Here is a 24,863-nt window from a genome sequence, read left to right as displayed (position 1 = left end):
GCTGTTGCTGTTGCTGTTGCTGTTGCTGTTGCTCTGGCCTCTGCGGGTGCAGGGCGCAGCCCTGCCGCACTCCCCTCTTCCAAAATGTGAAGGCCGCGCGGTGACGAGCACACCGCCCCTTCGGCTAACATTCGTCCATGCCGCACACCACCACGACTCCGCCCGCATTGCAGGATGGCGACCTGCTGGCCGCCATCGACCTTGGCTCCAATAGTTTCCACATGGTCATCGCGCGCTACACGCTCGGCCAGCTGCGGGTAATCGACCGCCTGCGCGAGACGGTGCGCATGGCCGACGGCCTGGACGGCAAAGGCGGGCTCTCCTCCGCTGCCCGGCAGCGCGCTGGAATGCCTGGCCCGCTTCGGCCAGCGCATCCGCAATGTACCGCCGCACCGGGTGCGCGCACTGGCCACCAATACCGTGCGCCAGCTGCGTTCACCGCAGTCGTTCCTGGTTCCCGCCGAAACCGCGCTCGGGCACGCCATCGAAGTGGTCAGCGGCCGCGAAGAAGCGCGCCTGATCTACCTGGGCGTGGCCCATGCACAACCGCCCAAGCCCGGCCAGCGCCGGCTGGTCATCGACATCGGCGGCGGCTCCACCGAATTCATCATCGGCATGGGCATGCAGACCCTGGAGCGCGAAAGCCTGCAGGCCGGCTGCATTGCCAGCACCCGGCGTTTCTTCCCCGGCGGCAAGCTGAGCAAGAAGCGCTGGAAGGACGCGCTGGCCGAGATCGGTCGCGAGTTCCAGCCCTTCGCCAGCAAGTACCGCGCGCTGGGCTGGCAGGAAGCGCTGGGTTCTTCGGGCACGCACAAGGCGATCAGCGAGATCTGCGCGACGATGAAGCTGAGCAAGGGCGCGATCACCGCCGAGGCCCTGCCGCAACTGCGCGACGAACTGCTGAAGGCCAAGAAGATCGACGACATCCAGTTGCCGGGACTGTCCAGCGACCGCCGCCCGATCATTGCCGGCGGCATCCTGGTGCTGGAGGCCGCCTTCCAGGCACTGGGCCTGCAGAAGCTGCTGGTCAGCAAGGCCGCGATGCGCGAAGGCATCCTGTACGACATCGTCGGCCGCGCTGGCGAGAACGATCTGCGCGATGAATCGGTGTCCGCGCTCAGCCAGCGCTACGGCATCGATACCGTGCAGGCCGACCGTGTGCAGGACACCGCGCTGTCACTGCTGGAACAGGTGCAGGAACGCTGGCGGCTCGATGCCGACGACGCGCGCATGCTCGGCTGGGCCGCGCGCCTGCACGAGCTGGGCCTGATGATCGCGCACAGCGGCTACCACGTGCATGGCAGTTACGTGCTGGAACACTCGGATATCGCCGGCTTCTCGCGGCAGGAACAGCAGATGCTGGCCGCGCTGGTGCGCAGCCATCGCCGCAGCGTGACCAAGACCGCCTTCGACGCCCTGCCCGAGCGCCTGCTGCTGACCGCTCGCCGGCTGGCCGCCCTGCTGCGCCTGGCGGTGCTGCTCAATCGTGCCCATGAGGACGATCCACTGCCGGCGTTGGAACTGACCGCCGACGACAACCGCCTGTCGTTGATCGTGCCGCAGGCCTTCATTGATGCCCGGCCACTGCTGCGCGCCGATCTGATCGGCGAGACCGACGGCATCGCCGGGCTGGGCATCCAGTTCCGGCCCTTCGTAGCCTGAGGCTCACGCTTTCCCGCGAGGGAAAGAAGGTCACACACCGTTACGGTTCGCGCATGCGCCCCCGGTTGACCTGCTGCGACGCAGCAGATCAAGTCGGGGGAGCGCATTCAGCGTTACAGCTAAGCGACTGCTTTTGTTGAGCTTTCGTGAAATCTGACGATGAAGCCTGGTACAAATCGACACGACCTCTTTACAGGGCATTAACCAACGAGACTACTATCGGGTCATCGGTCCGCTTGTGGGCGGCCGATTTCTTCGACGCCCCTTTTGGCGTCCCTGCACGACCTGAGAGAGAGAGCTCGTCATGACTTCACGTACCACCCCCCTGGGGCAGGCCATCCGCTACGCCCTGGCAACCACTGCGACGCTGGCCGCCCTGCCTGCGTTCGCCCAGAGTGGCAGCACCGCCGCGCCGACCACCCTGGATCGCATCGAGATCACTGGCTCGCGCATCCGCCAGGTGGACGTGGAAACCGCTCAGCCGGTCCTGGCACTGAGCCGGTTGGACATCGAGCGCCAGGGCTTCAGCTCGGTGGCCGACATCCTGCAGAACGTGACCGCCATGGGCAGCCCGGCGATCAGCCGTGCAAACGCACTGAGCTCGGGCGAAAACACCGGCGGCACCTACATCGACATGCGCAACCTGGGCGCGCAGCGCACCCTGGTGCTGGTCAACGGCAAGCGCCTGGGCATCAGCACCTCGGGCCTGCAGGACGTGTCCTCGCTGCCGGTGTCGGCGGTGGAGCGCATCGAAGTGCTGAAGGATGGCGCGTCGGCCATCTACGGTTCCGATGCGATGGCCGGCGTGGTCAACATCATCACCCGTTCCAACGTCAACGGCGTGACCGCCAACGTGTACCACGGTCAGTACAGCGAAGGTGACGGCGCGCGCGATCGCTTCGATGTGGTCGGCGGCTGGAGCAATGACCGGGTGTCGCTGACCCTGGCACTGGAGCACTCGGAAGAGAAGAGCGTCTGGGCCAAGGACCGCTGGTTCAGCAAGTACGGCGTGAGCGACCGCCACCCGAACGATGCCTCCAACTGGACCACGCTGAGCCAGTGGGGCCAGGTCACCGGCCTGAAGGGCGGCCCGGGCTGCACCAACACCAAGGACGGCTGCGGCTATTCGCTCAACCGTGGTGCTGACCCGACCAACCCGGCCAACTACCACCTGACCGATGCGACCCCGTTCACCGGCGACGTCAGCAACGCCAACGAACAGATGCACGTCATGTATCCGCTCAAGCGTGATTCGGTGTACTTCGACGGTCGCTTCAAGATCACCGACCAGGTCAACCTGCGCACCGAATTCGGCTACAACAAGCGTTCGGCCGAGCGCCAGATTGCAGGCTACCCCCTGCAGTCCAGCTCGGTGTCCATCTCGGGCGACCCGACCGCCACCGGCCTGATGTCCAAGGACAGCTACTTCAATCCGTTCGGCAACCAGCACGGCTATGCCAAGCCAACCGACGTGGCCTGGAACCGCCGCACCTGGGAAATCCCGCGTGTGAGCACCAGCGAACTGAAGACCTACCGTGCGGTAGTGTCGCTGGATGGCAGCTTCGAGATCGGCCAGCGCTACTTCGACTGGGACGTGGGCTACCAGTACAACCGCAACGAGCTGACCGCTACCGCCACCGGCAACCTGCACAAGAAGCGCGTGCGTGACGCCGTGGGTCCGTCGTTCCTGGATCCGGCCACCGGCAAGGTGATGTGTGGCCGTCCGGGCGCGGTGATCAGCGGCTGCACGCCGTGGAACCCGCTGGTGCCCTACGGCAAGAACGATCCGAACGGACTGACCGGCAATGAAGAACTGATGGCCTGGCTGTTCCCGGCGGAGCACACCACCGGCCGGACCACCACCAAGAACGCGTTCGCCAACCTGTCCGGCAGCATCATGACCCTGCCGGCCGGCGACCTGGGCTTCGCTTTCGGCGTGGAAAGCCGCAAGGAAGATGGCCGCTACACCCCCGATGCCCTGGCCCAGACCGGCGCTACCACCAACCTGGCCGCAGGCCCGACCGGTGGCAGCTACAACGTGAAGGAAGCCTACCTGGAGCTCAGCGTGCCGGTGCTGGCCGACCTGCCCGGTGCGCGTGAGCTGAGCTTCAGTGCCGCCACCCGTTACTCCAAGTACAACACCTTCGGCAACACGCTCAACAGCAAGTTCGGCTTCAAGTGGAAGCCGATCGACCAGCTGCTGGTCCGTGGTACCTGGGCAGAAGGCTTCCGCGCCCCGACCATCAACGACCTGTACGGTGGTGGTTCGGAAACCTTCGCGCAGTTCAGCGATCCGTGCGACACCGTGTTCGGCTCGGCCAAGGGCAGTGCCGAAGTCCGCGCGCGATGCGCACGTGACATCGCCGATGCCGCCAACTTCCGCCAGCTGAAGCAGGGCAACGCCCCGGTGACCACGGCGCAGGATGCGACCCCGACGCCGTTCGTGTCCGGTTCGAACCCGCTGCTGGTTCCGGAAACCTCGACCAGCAAGACGCTGGGCCTGGTGTGGAGCCCGACCTTCCTCAGCAACCTCAACGTGGCGCTGGACTGGTGGAAGATCCGCATCGACAACACCATCGTCGGTGACAGTCCGAACCAGATCCTGAGGGACTGCTACGAGCAGGGCATCGAATCGCGCTGCAGCCGCTTCAGCCGTGACCCGTCCAACGGCATCGTCACCGGCCTGAAGTTCGGCAACCGCAATGCCGGCTTTGCCGAGACCGAAGGTTACGACCTGGATGTCAGCTACCGCGTCGACACCAGCTACGGCAAGCTGAGCGCAGGCTGGACCAGCACCTACGTCAGCAAGAACGTCTACCGCTCCACCAACGATGTCCGCGAAGCGATCACGCCGATCAACGGCGTTGCCAACACCATCGGCACCGCCACCAGCCTTGCGTTCCGCGTGCGCTCGAACCTGGTGCTGGGCTGGGATGTGGGTGACTTCGGCGTCAGCTGGACGGCACGCTACTACTCCGGTGTGAAGGAGCGCTGCCTCAACGCCTCGCGTTATGCGGACGAATGCTCCGATCCGACCTTCCTGGCTCCGTGGCTGAAGTCGCCGACCGCGTACAACGAGCGCGGTGCCGTGACCTTCCACGACGTGCAGTTCCGCTACAACCTGCCGTGGGATGCCACCGTTTCGGTGGGCGCGAACAATGTGTTCGGCAAGGAAGCGCCGGTGATGTACAGCAAGCCGAACTCGTCGTTCTCCTACTACGGTGGCTACGACATCGGTCGTTTCATGTACATGAAGTACCAGCAGCGCTTCTGATCCATCCGCGCTGTTGAAGCTCGACGACCACGGCCCTTCGGGGCCGTGGTTTTTTTCTGCCTCCGCGCAGACTGTCGCTTTCCACATTGACCGTGATGCGTTCAATCAGGGACACGGTCCTCTGCGCTGCGTCCGCCGCGATGCCACAGGTTGGAGCAATCGATTGATTTGCTTCCGCTTTGTGCAGAAGCGTCACGGCCGTCTGCAGCGCTTTCGTCGCTTGCCCATACGTGTCCCCATCCATCTTCACTAGGTTCGAACATCCACCGCCGCGGTGGAGTTGACGCAGCCCCGCTTGGCTGTGTTCCGAAGACTTCGAAGACTGAGAGAGAGACCCATGACCATCCGTATTCCCGAGCTCGGGTTGGCGATCCGTCGTGCACTGGCGATGACGGCCACCACCGCACTGGCCGCCCCCGCATTCGCCCAGCACGCACCGGAAGCCACCACGCTGGACCGTATCGAGATCACCGGTTCACGCATCCGCCAGGTCGACCTGGAAACCGCGCAGCCGGTGCTGACCATCAGCCGCGCCGACATCGAGCGGCAGGGCTTCAATTCCGTTGCCGACATCCTGCAGAACCTGACCGCAACCGGCAGCCCGGCCTTGAGCCGTGCCAGCCCGCTCAGTGCGGGCGAGGCCGCAGGCGGCAGCTACGTGGACATGCGCGGCCTCGGTGCACAGCGCACCCTGGTGCTGGTCAACGGCAAGCGCCTGAGCATGACCACTTCGGGTTACCAGGATATATCCAGCATTCCCGCCGCTGCCGTGGAACGCATGGAAGTGCTGAAGGACGGCGCCTCGGCCATCTACGGTTCCGACGCGATGGCCGGCGTGGTCAACATCATCACCCGGCGCAACGTCCAGGGCGTGACCGCCAACGTCTACCACGGGCAGTTCAGCGAAGGCGATGGTGCCCGCACCCAGTACGACGTGGTTGCCGGCTGGTCGAATGACCGCGCTTCGATCAGTGTCGCCGCCGAGCATGTCGAAGAAAAGGGCGTTTGGGCGAAGGACCGCGGCTTCAGCGCCTACACCTATACCGATCGTCATCCGGACGATGGCTGGACCACGGTCGGGCAGTGGGGGCGCATCGTCGGCTTCAAGGGCCCGGGCTGCAGCAGCGCCCGTGGCTGCAGCTATTCGCTCGATCGCGGCAGCCAGCCGGGCGGGCCGGACAGCTTCCACCTCAGTGACAACACACCGTTCACCGGTGATGTCAGCAACAGCAATGAACAAATGCACGTGCAGACGCCGATCAAGCGCGATTCGCTCTTCGTCGATGCACGCATGGATCTGAACGACCAGATCCGCTTCAACACCCAGCTGGCCTACAACCGACGCACCACCACGCGCCAGATTGCCGGCTATCCGTTCCAGTCCGGTGCGGCCGGCATCTCGCCGATGTCCGCCGACAGCTGGTTCAATCCGTTCGGCCGCCACCACGGCTATGAACGCCCAAGCGACGTGCACTGGAACCGCCGCACCTGGGAGATTCCACGCGTCAGCACCAGCGAACTGACCACCTGGCAGGGTGTTGCAGCGTTTGAAGGCAGCTTCCAGTTCGCCGGTCGCGACTTCGATTGGGAAGCCGGCTACCAGTACAACCGCAGCGAGCTGGAGCAGCGTGCCACCGGCGACCTGCACAAGCAGCGCGTTGCCGATTCCACCGGTCCTTCGTTCTACAACCCGGCCACCGGCAAGGTGGAATGCGGTACACCGGATGCACCGATTGCCGGCTGCAAGCCCTGGAATCCACTGGTGCCGTATGGCCAGGATGACCCGTACGGCCTGACCGGCAATGGCGAACTGCAGGACTGGCTGTTCCCCGAGGAACTCACCCGTGGCCGCAACACCACCCGCAACCTGTTCGCCAGCCTCAGTGGCGGCCTTGCCACGCTGCCCGCCGGGGAACTGGGCTTCGCCCTGGGTGTGGAGAGCCGCCGCGAGGAGGGTCGCTTCACTCCCGATGCGCTGGCCCAGACCGGCGCCACCACCAATCTGGCGGCGGGCCCCACCGGCGGTGGCTACCGTGTCGACGAGGCCTATCTGGAGCTGAGCGTGCCGGTGCTGAGCGACCTCCCCGGTGCACGCCAGCTGACCCTGGACATGGCAACGCGCTACTCGGACTACACCACCTTCGGCGGAACCCTCAACAGCAAGTTCGGCATCTCGTGGAAGCCGATCGACCAGCTGCTGGTCCGTGGCACGTGGGCACAGGGTTTCCGTGCACCGACCATCTCGAATCTGTACGGTGGCGGCTCGCAGACCTTCACCACCGGCTTCCGTGACCCCTGCGATACGGTCTATGGCGCCGCCGCCAGCAGCCCGGAGGTACGTGCACGCTGCGCCGCCGACATCCCCAACGCGGACAGCTACCGCCAGCTCGGCCAGGGCAACGAGCCGATCACCGGCAGCAGTGGGCAGACGCCCCTGCCCTTCACCAACGGCTCCAATCCCGACCTGAAGCCGGAAACCTCGACCAGCCGCACGCTGGGCCTGGTCTGGAGCCCGACGTTTGCCGAAGGACTGAACATTGCGTTGGACTGGTGGAAGATCCGCATCGACAACACCATCGTCGCCGACCATCCCAACGACATCCTCCGCGACTGCTACGAACTGGGCATCGCCGAGCGCTGCGGCAGTTTCACCCGCGACCCGGAACTGGGCATCGTCAACACGCTCAACTATGGCAGCCGCAACAGCGGGTTCCGCCAGGCCGAAGGCTATGACCTGGAGATCGGCCACAAGATCGAAACGTCCTGGGGCACGCTGAGCGCCGACTGGAAGACCACCTATGTGGTCGCCGCGGAAGAACGGACCACCAACGAGGCGGATGCCCCGCCCATTCCCAGCAATGGCATCGCCAGCAACGGCGGCATCGGCTTCCGTGTGCGCTCCAACGCATCGTTGGGCTGGGAGCGTGGCAACCTCGGCCTTAACTGGGGCCTGCGCTATTTCTCCGCGGTCAAGGAGCGTTGCCTGGATGCAGCCACGTATCCGGGTGAGTGCTCGCACCCGGGCCAGCGCGCCGTGGTTCAGTGGCAGCCGTGACTACAACCGTCGCGGATCGGTCACCTTCCACGACGTGCAGGCGCGCTACAACCTGCCATGGGATGCGACCGTCTCGATCGGTGCCAACAATGTGTTCGGCCGCCAGGGACCGGCCATGTACAGCCAGCCGAGCGCCAACTTCTCCTACTACGGTGGCTTCGACATCGGTCGTTTCATCTACATGAAATACCAGCAGCGCTTCTGATCCACCGCGCCCCCTGCACGACCGCCACGGCCCTTCGGGGCCGTGGCTTCGTACAGGGACCTGACCACCGTCATCCCGTGGTCGCAAAGCGGTCATATCGGCTACATCGCCAGGCCCGAGCATGCCGGAAACCCGGAGGCCCGCCATGCGCTATGCCATCGTCACCGAGACCTACCCGCCGGAAGTGAACGGCGTTGCCCTCACCGTGCAGGGCCTGGAGCAGGGACTGCGCAATTCCGGCCATGACATCGACCTGATCCGGCCACGCCAGACCAGCGAAGCACTGGACTCGGCACCGGGCACGCTGCTGGTGCCGGGCGCCGCACTGCCGCGCTACCCCGGCCTGCGCTTCGGCCTGCCTGCACCGATCCGGCTCAACCGCCACTGGCAGCAGCAGCGTCCCGATGCGGTCTACATCGCCACCGAAGGCCCGCTGGGCTGGTCGGCGCTGCGCACCGCGCGCCGCCTTGGCATTCCGGTCGCCAGTGGTTTCCATACCCGCTTCGACGAGTACCTGCCCGACTACGGCGTGGCCTGGCTGCAGGCTGCCGCGATGCGCTGGATGCGCCGGTTCCACAACCAGGCCGATGCAACCCTGGTGCCCACCCGCGAGCTGCAGCAGTTCCTCGGTGAACAGGGCTTCGAACGCGTGCGCCTGCTGGCACGCGCGGTCGACAGCCAGCAGTTCGATCCGGGCCGGCGCGACCCGGCGCTGCGCGAGGAATGGGGCGTGGACGGCAACGGCCTGGTCGCGATCCATGTCGGCCGCATCGCTGCGGAAAAAAACCTTGGCCTGGCGGTGAAAGCCTTCCGCCGCCTGCAGCAGGTCCGGCCCAAAGCCCGCTTCGTCTGGGTGGGTGATGGTCCGGCCCGCGAAAAACTGGCACATGAAAACCCCGATTTCATTTTCTGCGGCATCCAGCGCGGCGAAGCCCTGGCACGGCATTTCGCCAGCGGTGACCTGTTCCTGTTCCCCAGCCGCAGCGAGACCTTTGGCAACGTGACCCTGGAAAGCATGGCCAGCGGCCTGGCCACCGTCGCTTTCGACTACGGTGCGGCCCGCGAATACCTGCGTGATGGCGAGAACGGTGCGGCCGTGGAAAACGATGAGCAGTTCATCGAGGCAGCGGTGCAGCTGGCCGCCGATGATGCACGGCGCCGCGAATTCGGCAGCAGCGCCGCGCGTGCGATGAAGCGCCTGCATCCACAGCAGGTGGTTGCCGAATTCGATGCCCTGCTGGCCGAGCTGGCCCAGTCGCGGAGGAGCGGCCATGCGCACCACGCCGCTTGAGCTGCTGGCTGGCCGCGAGGCGCGGCTCTGCCGCCGGGCCAACCACTACTGCCGGCGTCGCCGCGTGCGTCGCCTGTTCTCGGTCATCAGCCGGCTCGGCGATGGCGTGTTCTGGTACGTGCTGATGGGCGCGCTGGTGGCGCTGGACGGCTTCGACGGACTGCGTGCATCGGTGCACATGGCCGCCACCGGCCTGGCCGCCCTGCTGCTCTACAAAGGCCTCAAGCGGTGGACCCGGCGTCCTCGCCCGTATGCGGCCGATCTGCGCATCCGCGCCTGGGTGGCGCCGCTGGACGAGTTCAGCTTCCCCTCCGGGCACACCCTGCACGCGGTGTCGTTCACCATCGTCGCGCTGGCCTACTACCCGTGGCTGGCGCCGCTACTGGTGCCGTTCACCTTCGGCGTCGCGCTGTCGCGGGTGGTGCTGGGCCTGCACTACCCGTCCGATGTACTGGCCGCCACCGGCATTGCCATCCTGCTGGCATCGGCCAGCCTGGCCTGGTTGCCGCTGCCGGTGTAGCCCCCGGGGTCAGATCCCTTCGGTAGCGCCGGGCCATGCCCGGCGGTGGATGCCCTAGAATGCCTGCATGACCACGTTGTTCATTTCCGACCTGCACCTGGACCCCAGCCGTCCGGAGATCACCGACCTGTTCCTGCGCTTCCTGCGCGAGCAGGCGCCCGGCGCCGATGCGCTGTACATCCTCGGCGACCTGTTCGAAGCCTGGATCGGCGACGACACGCCCTCGCCTGCTGCCGATGCGGTGGCCGACGCGCTGAAGGTACTTTCCGACAGCGGCGTACCGGTGTACTTCATCCGCGGCAACCGCGACTTCCTGCTCGGCGAAGACTATGCGCGCCGTGCCGGCCTGCGCATCCTGCCCGACCCGTGCGTGATCGAGCTGTACGGCCGCCCGGTGCTGCTGCAGCACGGCGACCTGCTGTGCACGGACGACATCCCCTACCAGCAGTTCCGTGCACAGACGCGCGACCCGGTCTTCCAGGCGCAGTTCCTGTCGCAGCCGCTGGCCGCACGCATCGCCTTCGCGCAGAAGGCACGCGACGCCAGCCAGGCCCGCCAGACGGAAATGAAGCAGGATGATCGTGCGCAGTTCGAGTCGGTAACCGACGTGTCACCCGCCGAAGTCGATGCCACCTTCGTGCGCCATGGCGTGGACACCATGATCCACGGCCACACCCATCGCCCGGCGGTACACACGCTGCAGGCCGGTGGCCGCGCCTGCAACCGCATCGTGCTGGGTGACTGGTACGAACAGGGATCGGTGCTGCGCGTGGATGCCGGCGGCTGGTCGCTGGATACGCTCGCGCGCGAATGATGGATCGCGGGGTGCCAACCAAGGTTGGCATCTACCAGGGCAGGTGAACGCACCCGGGTAGACGCCGACCTCGGTCGGCGGTTGGCCTCAGCGGAAGGCCGCGATGGTGGCCTTGGTATTGACCAGCACGCGCTGGTTGTCGGCGGTGCTGGCATTGCCCATCGGGATGCCGTTGTAGTTGATGTTCGGGTTGGACCAGTAGTTCAGGCGCGGGCAGCCGGCCGAGCAGTCATAAGCCATGATCGTGCGCCAGCGCGAACCGGAGGACGGCTCGTAGCGATAACCGTGCCCATAGGCATAGGGCGACGTGCTGGGATCACTGGCGATATCGTGCCGCGCACTCTGCAGGTGGCCGATCTCATGCGCGAAGGAGTAGTAGCCGGTCGCGCAGTCCCAGTACACCGCCGCGAACGCCGTCGATGCCGTCGAACCGATGCCCGAGGCCAACCCGCAGTAGCTCGTGTTGTTGATCAGCAGCACGCCGACATCGGCCGCAGTGTTGTTGCGGCTGGTGTGGATGCTGTCCATGTAGCCGTCGCTGGTGTTGCGGAAGCGGGTCAGGTCGGTGGTGAAGTTGCCGGATTCGGTGTAGCTGGTGGTTTCATAGCCGGCCAGCTGCAGGGTGATGCCCACGTTGCTGTTGACGTAGCCCTGGTTGGATTCGGCCACCGCCAGCTGCACCAGCGACTGCATGTTGCCGCCATAGGCCGTTACCGCTGCATTGGTTGCCACCACCAGCACGCGGATGGTGGCCGGGGTACCGGACGAGGCCTGCGCGATGCCGATGCGGTCATTGTTGCCCATCGGGATTTTCGGCAGCTGGTTGTAGTCGGCCGGATGGTCGGCCGGCATCCGCGATTCATCCACTTCCACCAGTACATGGCGGTTGCCCAGTGGGCGCAGGCGATACAACTTGCCGTCCTTGCGGATCGAACCGGTGAGGGTGTTGCCCGAACGCACCAGGATCACTGAATTACCAGGATCATCCTGGCCATTCGAAGTGGCGGCAGTCAGCCGATCGGACGGCGAGCGCAACTGGCCGTACCAGATGCTGCCGCCATCGGGCAGGGCTTCCACCTTGCTGCGCACCGCCTGCACGCGCTGGCCAAGCAGTTCGAACTCCAGCTGCGGCTGCGCAGTGGCAGCAGCGTCGACACGCACTTCCTGTACCGTCGCGGTGGACGGGGTGGCCAGCAGCTTGCCCAGCGCGGGCTCACTGTTTGCCGATGCGCGGCTGATGACCGTCACCGGCTCGAACAACGGTGCCGCATGCGCGGCCGCTGCCACCGACAAACCCAACACCAGGCCACCTGCCGCTTTGCCAATCGATCTGGACAACATTGCGTCGCTCCTTGAATGATGTGAACAGCGTTGATGCAGCACGCCCGGGTCTACCGGGTCTGGCCATCTGGCCTGCGCGGGTCGTGTGAATTCAATAGAAGATGGGAATGAAAATCAGGAACTGTGATCGACCGCATCTGCGTTAAGTAAGGTCAAAAGCGTCACTACACTTCGCCAATACACCGCTTTCGCGCTACCGTGACGCAGCCACGACGGGGAACGCACATGGCACCATCGCAGGACACGGACGAAGATGTCGGCTTGCTGCGGATCGGCCTGTTCTTCGATGGCACCCGCAACAACGCACACAACCTGGCACGCGGTCGCCCACAGGTTCCGCAGCCACGCCCGGCGCAGCTGCGCGCGGATGATGATTCGACCTACCAGAGCCGGCTGACCAGCAGCTACGACAACGGCCTGACCAACATCGCGCGCCTGCAGCAGCTGTATCCGGACAGCCGCCGCGATGCGATGGCCGCGCCTTCGCTGTCGATCTATGTCGAGGGCGTGGGGACCCGCGATGATGCCGATGACGATCTGATCGGACTGGCCTTCGGCATCGGTGCCAGTGGCGTTCGCGCGAAAGTGCAGCGCGCGCTGCAGGTGCTGCTGCCGGCGGCACTGGCCGAGCTGTCCGCGCGCTGGCAGCGACCTCTGCGTGGCGTGCAGCTGGATCTGTTCGGCTATTCGCGCGGTGCTGCCGCGGCACGTGATATCGCAAACCAGCTGCAGGCCTGGGACAGCCGCGCTGGCGCCAGCTGCTGCAGGGCGCCGGCCTGCCCTGCACTGCGGACTTCGCCGCCGTCACGCCGGTGCTGCGCTTCATCGGACTGTTCGACACTGTGGTTGCAGTCAATGGTGGCCGCGCCGATGAACACCCGCAGCTCGCCCTGCGCAGTGGCATCGCGGCACACGTCGTGCAACTGGCCGCGCGTGACGAGCATCGCCAACACTATCCATTGACCAGCGTCGCGCCAACGTTCACCGAGATCGCCCTGCCCGGCGTGCACGCCAACATCGGCGGTGGCTACAACCAGCTGGAAGAAGGGCCCAAGCTGCTCAGCCGTCCGCGCCGGCAGCAGCTGCGTCGCCCAGCGGTTTCCGACTACCAGGTCCCTCCACCGGCGTTGCTGCAGGCCACCACGGCCTACGCCGAAACGCAGGCCGACGCCGAACGCTGGCGGCAGCAGCTGGGCGTGGGTGAAAAGGAGATCTGGGTGGATGTCTGGCACCAGTGGCAGCAGCAGCGTCGCGCCGGCAGCCGCAGCGTGCTGTTGTCGCCGGTGCTGTATGTGACCGCCGCGGTGGTGCTGCGTCGGCGCATCGACTGGCGTTACCAGCTGATCGCACTGCAGGTGATGCAGCAGCAGGCCATCGATGCTGGCGTGCAATGGACCGCCAATGCCGCTGGAGTTCCCGGCTGGGAGCTGCCGTCCGCCCTGCAGCCGATTGCACGCCGACTGGTGGCCGGACAGCCGCTGACGCAGACACAGGAGGCGCTGCTGCGACGGCGTTACCTGATGCAGTCGGCGCACTGGAACTTCGATGCACTGGGCGACACCGCACTGACCTACACCGCCGATGCCGGCGTCAGCGAACTGCCGTACCGGCCGGGTCCCGGCCTGTTCTACATCAACCGGCCAACGGTGGATGGCAAGCGCGTGGTGTTGCCGAACGCATGAAAAAAGGGACGGAGGGGGATTAAGTCGTTTGTGCCACAAACGACTTAATCCCCTCCGTCCCCTTTTCTTCAACCGGCCTGTTCAATCAGGTTGGCCAACTCATCCGCATCGAACCCGGCCAGCAGGCGCGCTTCGATGTTGAATGGCCCATGCAGGTAGCCGCCGGCGTACTCCACCAGCAGTTCCTTGAAGCGCGCACGCGGCTCGACAGCGGCGCGGTCGCAGTACCAGCGATACCAGCGCGAACCGGCAGCGACGTGCGCCACTTCCTCGCGCAGGATCACTTCCAGCACATCGGCGGTTTCGCCATCGCCGACATTGCGCAGCTTCCCGATCATGCCGGGCGTTACGTCCAGGCCGCGCGCTTCCAGCACGCGCGGCACCAGCGCCATGCGTGCCAGGCCGTCATGGGCGGTCTTTTCGCACATTTCCCACAGGCCGTTGTGCGCTGGGAAATCGGCATAGTCGTGACCATGCACCTGCAGGCGTTCGCGCAGCAGCATGAAGTGCCGCGATTCGTCGTCGGCACAGCTGACCCAGTCGGCATGAAACGCCGGCGGCAGGCCACGGAAGCGGTATACCGCATCCCAGGCCAGGTCGATCGCGTTGAGTTCGATATGGGCGATGGCGTGGATGAAGGCGGCACGCCCTTCCACACCGCCCAGTCCACGCCGCGGCACTTCACGCGGATGCACCAGCACCAGCTGCGCCGGCCGGCCGGGCATGCGGATCGGCTCCGGCGGCGGTGCATCGGCCGCCACCTTCAGGCGGCCAGCACGGAACGCGGCGGCATAGGCCTGGGTCAGCGCCACCTTGCGCAGCGGGTCGGCTTCGGCCAGGCACTGCTGCGCAGCGCGCAGCAGGTCGCCACCAACGTCGGGTACATCGACCACGCCTGGACCTCAGGCGCGGCGCTTGTGCTTGGCGTCGTCCGAACGCAGTTGCTGGATGCGCTCGAAATAGCCCGGCTCGATACCCGTCGGGTAGTGTCCGTTGAAGCAGGACGAATCGAAGTTGCGCAGCGCCGGATTGCCCTCGCTCACCGCCGCTTCCATGTCTTCCAGGTCCTGGTAGATCAGCCAGTCACAGCCCAGGTGGGCTTCGATCTCTTCCACGGTACGGTTGTGCGCGACCAGCTCTTCGGCCGCCGGCATGTCGATGCCGTAGATGTTCGGGTAGCGCACCGGCGGTGCCGCGCTGGCCAGGTAGACCTTGCGCGCCCGCATCACGGGCCATCTGCACGATCTGCTGGCTGGTGGTGCCGCGCACGATCGAATCGTCCACCAGCAGCACCACGCGGTTGCGGAACTCCAGGTGGATCGGGTTGAGCTTGCGGCGCACCGACTTCACGCGTTCGCCCTGGCCCGGCATGATGAAGGTGCGGCCGATGTAGCGGTTCTTGATGAAGCCTTCGCGGTACTTCACCCCGAGCACGTTGGAGATCTCCAGCGCGGCATCGCGCGAGGTATCCGGGATCGGGATGATGGTGTCGATGTCGTGGTCCGGGCGCAGGCGCAGGATCTTCTCGCCCAGCTTGATGCCCATGCGCATGCGCGCCTTGTGCACCGAGACGTTGTCGATCATCGAATCCGGGCGCGCGAAGTACACGTATTCGAAGATGCACGGGGTGTGCTCGGCCGGCTCGGCGCAGATCTCCGAGAACAGCTCGCCACGCGCGGTGATCACCAGCGCTTCGCCCGGCTGCACGTCGCGCACGCGCTGGAAGCCCAGCACGTCCAGCGCGGCCGACTCGGAGGCGACGATGTACTCGTCACCTTCGGCGTGGCTGCGCTTGCCCAGTACCAGCGGCCGGATGCCATGCGGGTCGCGGAAGGCGACCAGGCCCAGGCCGAGCACCACGCTGACCACCGCATAGCCGCCCTTGCAGCGGCGGTGCACGCCGGCCACCGCGCGGATCGCGGCTTCCGGGCTGAGCTGGCGCTGCTGCTCCAGTTCATAGGCGAACACGTTCAGCAGCACTTCGCTGTCCGAATCGGTGTTGACGTTGCGGCGGTCCTGTTCGAACACCTGCTGGCGCAGCGCTTCGGTGTTGATCAGGTTGCCGTTGTGGGCCAGCGCGATGCCGTACGGCGAATTGACGTAGAACGGCTGTGCCTCGTCCATGCCTTCCGAACCGGCGGTCGGGTAGCGCACATGGGCGATGCCGACGCTGCCTTCCAGGGTGGACATGGTGCGGGCATCGAACACATCGCGGACCAGGCCGGTGGCCTTCTGCACGCGCAGGCGGCTGCCGCTGGCGGTGGCGATGCCCGCCGCATCCTGGCCACGGTGCTGGAGAACGGTCAAGCCGTCATACAACTGCCCGGCGACGTTCTGGTTGCCGACGATTCCGACGATGCCACACATGGTGCGAGGTCTCCGCTGGGCTGTGCCCAGTTACAAGGAAGGTGGCCGTACCTGGCCGCGGTGGTCGCCGCGCGTGGTCGACGTTGGCCGGATCGCCCGGCTCGATACTGTCCGGCAGTGCAGGAGCGTCCGGGCGCACTTCGGCCGGATCGTAGGAATCGCCCTGTTCCGCTTTCGCAGGCCGCAGCCATCCGCTGCCTGCCACTACCTGGTTGAGGATGCCATTATCGCCTGCCGCGCCCGGCTTTCCCAACCCGGCGCCTGCGTTCTTGCCCAACTCCATCAATGCAGATGGGGACAGCGCGTCGGTCGGCAAGGCCTTGGGCAGCAGATCGGCCCCGGGAACCTCCCAGTGCGGCAGTTTGCTGTTCATCCAGGCCACGGTCGGGTTCAGCAACGGACGCACCGCCGAGCGCTGCCAGGAGGGTTCGGCGGTCAGCGGGGTGAAGCTGCCCAGCAGCAGCAGGACCGCGGCGATCAGGCCGCCTCGCACCGCGCCCAGCACCCCGCCCAGCAGGCGGTCCAGGCTGGTCAGCATGCTGCGGTGGACCAGGGCTTTGATGACCATGCCGATGACCGCGACCACGATCATCACGCCGATGCCGACCCCCAGGTAGCCACCGACGAAGTGTTCGCCACCGGGGGCCGCCGGAGCGGCCCACCAATGGGCGGCATCATTGCCGAAGGCGAAGGCCGCCCACGCGGCCAGCAGCCACGACAGGGTGCCGATGACGATTCCGACGAAGCCGCGCAGCATCCCCAGCAGGGTCGAGGCGGCGATCACGATCAGCAGCACCACGTCGATCATGGCGCCCCGCTCCTTCGGCGGCGCTGGCAACGGGGCTGCGCGTGGGTCATGGGTGCGGTCGGACCATGCCGGCCACGCCGACCTTGGCGGCGACCTGCGCCTTCAGCTGCTCGGCGTCAGCGCGGTTGGCCACCGGCCCGACGCGGACGCGATGCAGGGTGCCCTTGTCCGTGCGCACCTGCTCGACGAAAGCGCTGAAACCAGCGGCACGAACCTTGTCGCGCAGGGCATTGGCATCGTTGGCCTGACCGAACGCGCCCAGCTGCACGGCAAAGCCGACGCCGCTGGCAGCTGGTGCTGCCGGTGTGGTCGGCGCCGTCGCCGGCTTGCTGGCGGTGGCCTCCGGCTTCGGTTCGGGCTTCGGCGCCGGCTTCGGCGGTTCCGGCTTGGCGGCCGGCGGTGCGGTCGCCGTTGGCGTGCTCGGCGGCAGGCTTTCGCTGCGGACCGGGTTGCCGCTGGCCGAGGGCGCAACAGCTGCGGACGGGGTGCTGGCGCTCGGCGCAGCCGGTGCCGGGGTGGCCGCAACCGGGGCACTGCTGCCGGCCGCCGCATCCAGGGTGATCACTTCGGCCTTCACATCCGCACGGATCTTCACCGCCTGCAGGCGGGCCGCTTCGGCCTGGGCACGGTCGGCGTAAGGTCCAACGCGCACGCGCCATGCCTGGCGGCCGTTGATGGTGGCCGTTTCAGCGAAGCCCGGCAGCTGCGAGCGCTTCAGGTAGGCGATCACCGCATCGGCGTCGGCCTTGCTGCCGTAGGCACCGAAGGTGACCGCATAGTTGCCGGCGGCGACTGCCGGCGAGGTGTCCACGGTCGGCGGCGTAGCCGGCGTGGCAGCCTCCTGCAGCGGCTTGGCCTGCCCGGTCTGCAGGCCGGTGGCACCACCGGCCGGGGCGACCAGCGGCAGCTCACGGGTTTCGAACTGACCATCGGCCGGCGCATCCGGCGCGGCGATCGGCACATTGGCGACACCGCTGTCGGGTGCGGGTCCCTTGACCAGCATCGGCAGGAAAATCACGGCCAGTGCCACCAGCACGATGGCACCAATCAGACGCTGTTTCAGAGGCGTATCCACGTGAGGCAGGCAACTGTCCGGAGATTGCCGTCGATTATACGGGTGCCGGACCGGCCGGCGTCGGCGTTGGCTGAACGCGGGTCAGGCGTCGCCCTGCAGCCACTGCAGAGCCGCAGCGGCGGTATGGAAGGAGCCGAACACCAGCACCCGGTCACCCCGCTCAGCCTGGGCCAGCACCTGCGCCAGGGCCTGTTCGACGCTATCGGCCAGCGGTGCCTTGGCCGCCACCGTACCGCTCAGGCGTGCCTGCAGCTGAGCGGCGCTCTGCCCACGCGGACCGTCCAGCCCGGCCAGGGTCCACTCGGCCACCACGTCCTGCAGGGCCTGCACCACACCCGCCGCGTCCTTGTCCTGCAACGCGGCGTACACCGCCAGGGTGCGGCCCGCTGACACTTCGGCCTTCAGCGCACGCGCCAGCTGGCCCGCCGCCTGTGGGTTGTGGCCCACGTCCACGCGGATCTGCACGCCGTCGCGCTCGAATGCCTGCATGCGGCCGGAGATACGCGCTGCTGCGATGCCCGCGGCCCACGCCGCACGCGGCACCGGCTTGTCCAGCGCGCGCAGGGCGGCGATGGCAGCACCGGCATTGGCCAGCTGGATCGGGCCGGCCAGCGCCGGGGTCGGCAGCTCCATGCGCAGGCCGACATCGCGCCAGCGCCAGCGCTGGGCGTCGATCGGCTCGTAGAAGTAATCGCTGCCGCCGCGGATCGCATTGGCACCGACCAGATAGGCACGCGCCAGCACGCTGGACGGCGGATCGGTCTCGCCCAGGATCACCGGCTTCCAGCCACGGATGATGCCGGCCTTCTCGGTGCCGATCGCTTCGCGGTCTTCGCCCAGCCATTCGGCATGGTCGATGTCCACGGTGGTGATCACTGCCACATCGGCATCGATGATGTTGACCGCATCCAGTCGACCGCCCAGGCCCACTTCCAGTACCGCCAGGTCCAGCCCGGCGTCGGCGAACAGCTGCAGCGCGGCCAGCGTGCCGTACTCGAAATAGGTCAGCGTGGTCTCGCCACGCGCGGCTTCGACCGCAGTGAACGCAGCGATCAGCGCCGCATCGTCCACGTCCTGGCCATCGATGCGCACGCGTTCGTTGTAGCGCAGCAGGTGCGGCGAGGTGTAGGCGCCGACCTTCCAACCGGCAGCACGGCCGATGGCCTCGATGAAGGCCACGGTCGAGCCCTTGCCGTTGGTACCACCGACCACGATGGTGCGCTGGGCCGGCGTACCCAGGCCCATCGCTGCAGCCACGGCGCGCACGCGCTCCAGGCCCATGTCGATGGTCGCCGGATGCTGGCGTTCAATGTAGTCCAGCCAGTCGGCCAGGGTGGTCGGGGTGTTCGTCACGGCAGTGCTTCCAGCAGGTACAGGTGGTTCGGTGTGGCGGGTCAGAGTGCGCGGTGCTTGGCTTCGCCGAAGAACGGCGTGTGGTGGGCGCAGTCGTTCAGGCGCACCACTTCCAGGCTGTCCAGGTCGGCGCCTTCAAGCAGGTTGAGCGTGGTCGGTGCCTGGCGGAAGGTCCACAGGCGGGAAATCGGCAGGCCCAGCACCTTGCACAGGATCACGCGGTTGACCGCGTCATGGGCGACCACCAGCAGGGTGTCGTGCTCGCCAAGGCCTTCGGTGGCACGGGCCAGGCCACGCCAGCTGCGTTCCAGCACCAGCCGCAGCGATTCGCCACCGGGCATCAGCACGGTATCGGGCTCCTCGCGCCAGGCCTGCAGGCGCGACGGATCCTTTTCGTTGATCTCGCTGGCGAGCAGGCCTTCCCACTCACCGTGGGCGATTTCCTGCAGCTCCGGCTCGGTCAGCAGCATGTCGGCACGCGCGGCGCCAAGCGCCAGCTGCGCGGTGCGCTGCGCGCGCGACAGCGGCGAGGCGACGGCACGGGTGATGTCCACCGAGGCCAGGCGGGCACCCAGTGCCTGGGCCTGGGCTTCACCGATCGGCGAAAGCGGAATATCGATCTGGCCCTGGTAGCGGCCTTCGGCGTTCCACGGCGTTTCGCCGTGGCGGGCAAGCAGGATGCGCATGCGTGCAAGGGGTCCTGGGGGGAGGAGGTTTCCGCGTTTCGTTCACATCCTGTGAAGTACGCGGAACAGGGATGATACCTGTTCGGCGCACCGGGCCGGGCCAGGCATAAAAAAACCCCGCGACGTGGGTCGCGGGGTTTCGGAAACTCCGGCTATCTGGTCGAGGTTGCCGGCCAGCGGCCGGCACTACCCTCGGTACAGGCAGTAGATCCACGCCATGCGTGGATGGACCGCCCCGAACCGCGAACCTTACTTGACCAGGTTCAGTTCCTTCAGCAGCTGCGGCGCCGGCGCCACTTCCTGCATGATCCACTGCATGTAGCGGCTGTCGACGGCGATCATGCGGGTCATCACCGGGTCGAACACCCAGTTGGAGCTGACCGATTCCCAGTTGCCATCGAAGGCCAGGCCGACCAGCTTGCCGTTGGCATCCAGCACCGGCGAACCGGAGTTGCCGCCGGTGATGTCCAGGTTGGACAGGAAGTTCACCGGCACCGAACCAATGCGCTTGTCTTCCAGGCCGCCGTAACGCTTGGCCTTGACCGCATCGAGCAGCGCCTTCGGCGAATCGAACGGATCTTCACCGGTTTCCTTCGCCGCCACGCCTTCCAGGGTGGTGAACGGGGTGTACTTCACGCCGTCCTTGCCATAGCCCATGACGTTGCCGAAGGTGATGCGCAGCGACAGGTTGGCATCCGGATAGACGAACTCGCCCTGGCTCTTCTTGTAGTCGGCCACGGCCTGCAGGTACAGCGGGCGGGCGGTCAGTGATTCGCCTTCGCGGATCTTCTTCTGCTCTTCCTGCTTCAGCAGTGCCGGCATGACGGCCACGGCGTACTGGATGGCCGGATCGCTGCTGGCTTCAAACGCGGCACGGTCGGCCTTGAACCACTTCAGGCGATTGTCCAGGCTGCCCAGCTCGGTGCCGCCCAGCTTGTTCACCAGCGACTTGACCGCAGCGGCATCGCTGCCGGCCAGCCACTTGTTCAGCACTTCGTTGTCGCGCTGCGCGGCCGGCAGGGCCACGTACTGGTCCAGCCAGTAGGTCTGCAGCTGCTGGTCCATCTTTGCCACGTAGCGACGGTCCATCTGCTTCAGGCCACCTTCGATGGTGGTCAGGTCGCGTTCCTGGTAACCGGCCTCGCGCTCGGCATCCGGCTTGCTGCGTTCGATCGACAGGCGGTACAGGGTGATCGCTGCGCCAACGGCCGAGGTGTTGTTGAACTGGCCGACGAACAGGTCGCGTTCGCGGGTCGACTTGCTGGTATCCAGATGCTTGAGCAGCTGCGCGTGGGCGGCCAGGGCCGGCTTGCCGGCAGCACCCTGCTTCTTCAGCCAGGCCAGCACGGCGGCTTCTTCAGCCTGCTTCTGGCCGGCGGCGTCGATGCGCTTGAAGCCTTCCAGCTGGCCCAGGTAGTTCTTGGCCACGTTGTTCATGCTGGCGGCGGTCGCTGCGTACTTCACCTTGACGTCGGCGTCGGCCTTGCCGGCGTCGGCGATCATTTTCAGCACTGCGTTGTAGTGCTTGGCGATGGTCGGGTAGGTGAAGCTGGCGGTTTCGTTGAACTCACCGGCCAGTGCATAGCGGTTGGTGCGGCCCGGGTAGCCGGCCACCATCACGAAGTCGTCGGCGCCCAGCGGCTGGTCGGCGAACTTCAGGAAGTGCTTGGGCTGGTACGGCACGTTGTCGGCGGCGAAGGCGGCCGGCTTGCCGTCCTTGCCGACGTAGGCGCGGTAGAACGAGAAATCGCCGGTGTGGCGCGGCCACATCCAGTTGTCGACGTCGCCACCGAACTTGCCGACGCTGCCCGGGGGCGCGTAGACCAGGCGCACATCCTTGATTTCCATGTTGCGGAACAGGCGGTAGGTATTGCCGCCGGAGAAGCTGTACAGGCGGCAGCGGAAGCCGGCATCGGCTTCACAGGCGGCGACCTGGGCCTTGTCGAAGGCGTCCAGCGCGCGGCTGCGGGCCAGCGGATCGTTGCCGGCGCCAGCAATGGCGGCCTTGGCCTGGGCGGTGACGTCGGTGATCTGGTCGAGCACGAACACGCGGGCGTTCGGGCCGGCACTCAGTTCGTCCTTCAGGGTCGGCGCGTTGAAGCCGTCCTTGATCAGGTTCTTCTGCGCGGTCGAATTCAGCTGGATGGCGCCATAAGCGCAGTGGTGGTTGGTGACCACCAGGCCCTGCGGCGAGACGAAGCTGGCGGTGCAGCCGCCGAGGGCAACGACGGCGCCCATCGGGTCGCCGGTCAGGTTGGCCAGCTGTTCCGGGGACAGCTTCAGGCCGGCCTTCTGCAGCGGGCCGGCGATTTCCGGCAGCTGCTGCGGCACCCACATGCCTTCAGCGGCATGGGCGACCTGGGCCAGCCCAAGGCTGGCGACGATGGAGAATGCAAGCAGGTTCGAGCGCATGGAGCGGCCCCTGGTAGTGGAACCTTCGATTGTAGCCCGCCGCCCTGCCCCGGCCCGAACCCCGGAAGTCATGGGCCTGCTTCTTGCTCTGCCACGCGCACGTGGGCCGCGCACACGGAAATCGTCCAGAGGGGGCGTGGTCACCCTCCCCCGAACCAGGGAGGCGCTGCTGTTCGCAGCACGTTCGAAACGCCCGCCGGCGCACGCCTTTCGTTCCGCCACTGCACCCGCAGCGCAACATGGGAAATCCGCGCGGCACCCTATAATCCGCGCTTTCCCCCTGATGAGTTCCACCCCGATGGCGCAGCAAACGATGAAGGCCCTGGTCAAGCGCGAAGCGGCCAAGGGCATCTGGCTGGAAGAAGTTCCGGTTCCGACCCCGGGCCCAAACGAGGTCCTGATCAAGCTCGAGAAGACCGCGATCTGCGGCACCGACCTGCACATCTACCTGTGGGACGAGTGGAGCCAGCGCACCATCAAGCCGGGCCTGACCATCGGCCACGAATTCGTCGGTCGCGTCGCCGCACTCGGCTCGGCCGTGACCGGCTATGAAATCGGCCAGCGCGTCTCGGCCGAAGGCCACATCGTCTGCGGCCACTGCCGCAACTGCCGTGGCGGCCGCCCGCACCTGTGCCCGAACACCGTCGGCATCGGCGTCAACGTCAACGGCGCCTTCGCCGAGTACATGGTGATGCCGGCCAGCAACCTGTGGCCGATCCCGGACCAGATTCCGTCCGAGCTGGCCGCGTTCTTCGATCCGTACGGCAACGCCGCGCATTGCGCGCTGGAGTTCAACGTGATCGGTGAAGACGTTCTGATCACCGGTGCCGGCCCGATCGGCATCATCGCCGCCGGCATCTGCAAGCACATCGGTGCACGCAACGTGGTGGTGACCGACGTCAACGACTTCCGCCTGAAGCTGGCCGCCGACATGGGTGCCACCCGCGTGGTCAACGTGGCCAACCAGTCGCTGAAGGACGTGATGAAGGAACTGCACATGGAGGGCTTCGACGTGGGCCTGGAAATGAGCGGCAACCCGCGTGCGTTCAACGACATGCTCGACTGCATGTACCACGGCGGCAAGATCGCCATGCTCGGCATCATGCCCAAGGGCGCCGGCTGCGACTGGGACAAGATCATCTTCAAGGGCCTGACCGTGCAGGGCATCTACGGCCGCAAGATGTACGAGACCTGGTACAAGATGACCCAGCTGGTGCTGTCCGGCTTCCCGCTCGGCAAGGTGATGACCCACCAGCTGCCGATCGACGACTTCCAGAAGGGCTTCGACCTGATGGAAGAAGGCAAGGCCGGCAAGGTGGTGCTCAGCTGGAATTGACCCTTCGGGTCAATTCCCCCGCAGGTCTCCTTATCCCCGCGCCGTCGGCGCGCCCCTTGAACAACAAGGGGGCTCTCCCCCAGCCGGGGTAAGGCATGCTGCTGGAATTGAAAAAGGCGCCCATTGGGCGCCTTTTTCGTAAAGCGTGCCAGGCAAGCCTGGCACCTACCGTAACGCCTGCGGCGTTACTTGCCGACGGCGACGCTCAGCATCACGCGGCTGTGGGCCAGCTTGCCGGAGTTGTCGCGGCCGTTGCCGTCGGTGCCGTAGTAACCCAGGCCGACGTTGAACAGGCCGAACTGGCGCGCGACGCCGACGTTCCAGTCGGTGTAGTCCTTGGCGATGCCGTCCTCGAAGGTGCTGCGACCGACGTTGGCATTCAGGGTGAAGTCCTTCGGCAGGCCCCAGCTGCCGCCCAGGCCGAAGTACCAGCCATCGGTGCTGCTGTTCCAGACATCGTTGGTGTAGGCCACCGTCAGCTTGTAGGTGTCATCCAGCGTGGTGGTGGTGATCAGCTCGTTGTAGTTCTGGTGGCTGGACTTCAGGTAGGTGTAGCGGTTCAGCAGCACGTCGAAGTTGACGCGCTCGGTGACGTCCACGCCGTAGCCGATCAGGTAGTCGACCTCGGTCTTCGGGTCACCCGCACCAAAATCCACGCCCGAGCCCCACACGCCTGCGTACAGGCCAACCGGGCTGGTGTAGGTGAAACCGGCCTGCAGGGTCGGATCCTCGTCGGTCTGCGACACACCACGGAACAGGTAATCGGAAACAGCGGTGACGTTCCAGCTGTACGGCGATTCGTTTTCCTGAGCGCTGGCGGCGAACGGGGCGGCCAGGGTCAGGGCAGCGGCAATGGCGAGGCAGGCACGGGCGTGCTTCATGGGCGTCTCCGAGGGTGGCGGGGGCGGGAAGGGGGAGCGGGCAACCGGCGCCAGACAGGCGCGGTTCACGAATTTTTAACCCGTTTGCTATTGCGATGCAA

General features: G+C 66.3%; 12 protein-coding genes and 5 pseudogenes. 8 read left to right on the top strand and 9 right to left on the bottom strand.

Annotated features, from left to right (window positions below; genetic code table 11):
• The first annotated feature begins 137 nt into the window (after positions 1-137).
• From ppx to lpxH, 6 genes and pseudogenes are all read left to right on the top strand, one after another.
• Positions 138-1,662, top strand: a pseudogene (gene ppx, locus ACZK2V_RS04680) (exopolyphosphatase).
• A gap of 304 nt (positions 1,663-1,966) precedes the next feature.
• Positions 1,967-4,936: a TonB-dependent receptor domain-containing protein gene (locus ACZK2V_RS04675; RefSeq protein ID WP_049422614.1), complete on the top strand. Its 2,970-nt coding sequence runs from the start codon at positions 1,967-1,969 to the stop codon at positions 4,934-4,936.
• Between the two features lie 337 nt (positions 4,937-5,273).
• Positions 5,274-8,196 (top strand): annotated as a pseudogene (locus ACZK2V_RS04670) (TonB-dependent receptor domain-containing protein).
• A 145-nt stretch (positions 8,197-8,341) separates the two neighbouring features.
• Positions 8,342-9,487, top strand: coding sequence for a glycosyltransferase family 4 protein (locus ACZK2V_RS04665; protein ID WP_049462832.1), 1,146 nt, complete (start codon positions 8,342-8,344; stop codon positions 9,485-9,487).
• Positions 9,468-10,007, top strand: a complete 540-nt coding sequence (locus ACZK2V_RS04660) for a phosphatase PAP2 family protein (RefSeq protein WP_049400923.1) — start codon at positions 9,468-9,470, stop codon at positions 10,005-10,007. Before ACZK2V_RS04665 ends, ACZK2V_RS04660 begins: the two co-directional genes overlap by 20 nt.
• A 67-nt stretch (positions 10,008-10,074) precedes the next feature.
• The gene (gene lpxH, locus ACZK2V_RS04655; protein ID WP_049462831.1) at positions 10,075-10,821 is read left to right on the top strand and encodes a UDP-2,3-diacylglucosamine diphosphatase; all 747 of its coding nucleotides are present in this window, start codon (positions 10,075-10,077) and stop codon (positions 10,819-10,821) included.
• An 87-nt stretch (positions 10,822-10,908) separates the two neighbouring features.
• Here lpxH and ACZK2V_RS04650 read toward each other — a convergent pair whose 3' ends face one another.
• Entirely contained in the window at positions 10,909-12,162 is a 1,254-nt protein-coding gene (locus ACZK2V_RS04650; RefSeq protein ID WP_032129071.1) for a zinc-dependent metalloprotease, read from the bottom strand.
• A gap of 225 nt (positions 12,163-12,387) precedes the next feature.
• Here ACZK2V_RS04650 and ACZK2V_RS04645 point away from each other — a divergent pair.
• Positions 12,388-13,844, top strand: a pseudogene (locus tag ACZK2V_RS04645) (DUF2235 domain-containing protein).
• 68 nt (positions 13,845-13,912) lie between these two features.
• Here ACZK2V_RS04645 and ACZK2V_RS04640 read toward each other — a convergent pair.
• The 7 genes and pseudogenes from ACZK2V_RS04640 to ACZK2V_RS04610 all read right to left on the bottom strand — a co-directional run bounded on the left by ACZK2V_RS04640 (position 13,913) and on the right by ACZK2V_RS04610 (position 22,545).
• Positions 13,913-14,737: a ferritin-like domain-containing protein gene (locus ACZK2V_RS04640; protein WP_071229161.1), complete on the bottom strand. Its 825-nt coding sequence runs from the start codon at positions 14,735-14,737 to the stop codon at positions 13,913-13,915.
• Positions 14,738-14,746: 9 nt separating this feature from the next.
• Positions 14,747-16,211 (bottom strand): annotated as a pseudogene (purF, locus tag ACZK2V_RS04635) (amidophosphoribosyltransferase).
• 30 nt (positions 16,212-16,241) lie between these two features.
• Positions 16,242-17,019, bottom strand: a pseudogene (locus ACZK2V_RS04630) (CvpA family protein).
• Positions 17,020-17,065: 46 nt separating this feature from the next.
• Positions 17,066-18,094: an SPOR domain-containing protein gene (locus ACZK2V_RS04625; protein WP_049400927.1), complete on the bottom strand. Its 1,029-nt coding sequence runs from the start codon at positions 18,092-18,094 to the stop codon at positions 17,066-17,068.
• Between the two features lie 81 nt (positions 18,095-18,175).
• Positions 18,176-19,447 carry a bifunctional tetrahydrofolate synthase/dihydrofolate synthase gene (folC, locus tag ACZK2V_RS04620; protein ID WP_189720618.1) on the bottom strand — a complete coding sequence of 424 codons (1,272 nt, stop codon included), beginning with the start codon at positions 19,445-19,447 and terminating at the stop codon, positions 18,176-18,178.
• A gap of 41 nt (positions 19,448-19,488) precedes the next feature.
• Positions 19,489-20,133, bottom strand: coding sequence for a histidine phosphatase family protein (locus ACZK2V_RS04615; protein ID WP_010483945.1), 645 nt, complete (start codon positions 20,131-20,133; stop codon positions 19,489-19,491).
• A 249-nt stretch (positions 20,134-20,382) separates the two neighbouring features.
• The gene (locus tag ACZK2V_RS04610) at positions 20,383-22,545 is read right to left on the bottom strand and encodes a S46 family peptidase (RefSeq protein ID WP_049400929.1); all 2,163 of its coding nucleotides are present in this window, start codon (positions 22,543-22,545) and stop codon (positions 20,383-20,385) included.
• Between the two features lie 313 nt (positions 22,546-22,858).
• On the opposite strand from ACZK2V_RS04610, the gene tdh reads away from it, so the two are divergent.
• Positions 22,859-23,881, top strand: a complete 1,023-nt coding sequence (gene tdh / locus ACZK2V_RS04605; RefSeq protein WP_010483949.1) for an L-threonine 3-dehydrogenase — start codon at positions 22,859-22,861, stop codon at positions 23,879-23,881.
• 185 nt (positions 23,882-24,066) lie between these two features.
• On the opposite strand, the gene ACZK2V_RS04600 is transcribed toward tdh, so the two are convergent.
• Positions 24,067-24,762: a TorF family putative porin gene (locus tag ACZK2V_RS04600; protein WP_005412357.1), complete on the bottom strand. Its 696-nt coding sequence runs from the start codon at positions 24,760-24,762 to the stop codon at positions 24,067-24,069.
• Positions 24,763-24,863 lie beyond the last annotated feature (101 nt).

Source organism: Stenotrophomonas sp. 93052_Sma, from assembly GCF_056481145.1.
This window is presented reverse-complemented; position numbering and strand designations above follow the sequence as displayed.

What these genes read in the sequence shown, in the direction of transcription:
- ACZK2V_RS04615 (WP_010483945.1), bottom strand. Translation starts at nt 20,133, where the DNA reads ATGCGCATCCTGCTTGCCCGCCACGGCGAAACGCCGTGGAACGCCGAA.
- ACZK2V_RS04600 (WP_005412357.1), bottom strand. Translation starts at nt 24,762, where the DNA reads ATGAAGCACGCCCGTGCCTGCCTCGCCATTGCCGCTGCCCTGACCCTG.
- ACZK2V_RS04650 (WP_032129071.1), bottom strand. Translation starts at nt 12,162, where the DNA reads ATGTTGTCCAGATCGATTGGCAAAGCGGCAGGTGGCCTGGTGTTGGGT.
- ACZK2V_RS04660 (WP_049400923.1), top strand. Translation starts at nt 9,468, where the DNA reads ATGCGCACCACGCCGCTTGAGCTGCTGGCTGGCCGCGAGGCGCGGCTC.
- ACZK2V_RS04610 (WP_049400929.1), bottom strand. Translation starts at nt 22,545, where the DNA reads ATGCGCTCGAACCTGCTTGCATTCTCCATCGTCGCCAGCCTTGGGCTG.
- tdh (WP_010483949.1), top strand. Translation starts at nt 22,859, where the DNA reads ATGAAGGCCCTGGTCAAGCGCGAAGCGGCCAAGGGCATCTGGCTGGAA.
- lpxH (WP_049462831.1), top strand. Translation starts at nt 10,075, where the DNA reads ATGACCACGTTGTTCATTTCCGACCTGCACCTGGACCCCAGCCGTCCG.
- ACZK2V_RS04675 (WP_049422614.1), top strand. Translation starts at nt 1,967, where the DNA reads ATGACTTCACGTACCACCCCCCTGGGGCAGGCCATCCGCTACGCCCTG.
- ACZK2V_RS04665 (WP_049462832.1), top strand. Translation starts at nt 8,342, where the DNA reads ATGCGCTATGCCATCGTCACCGAGACCTACCCGCCGGAAGTGAACGGC.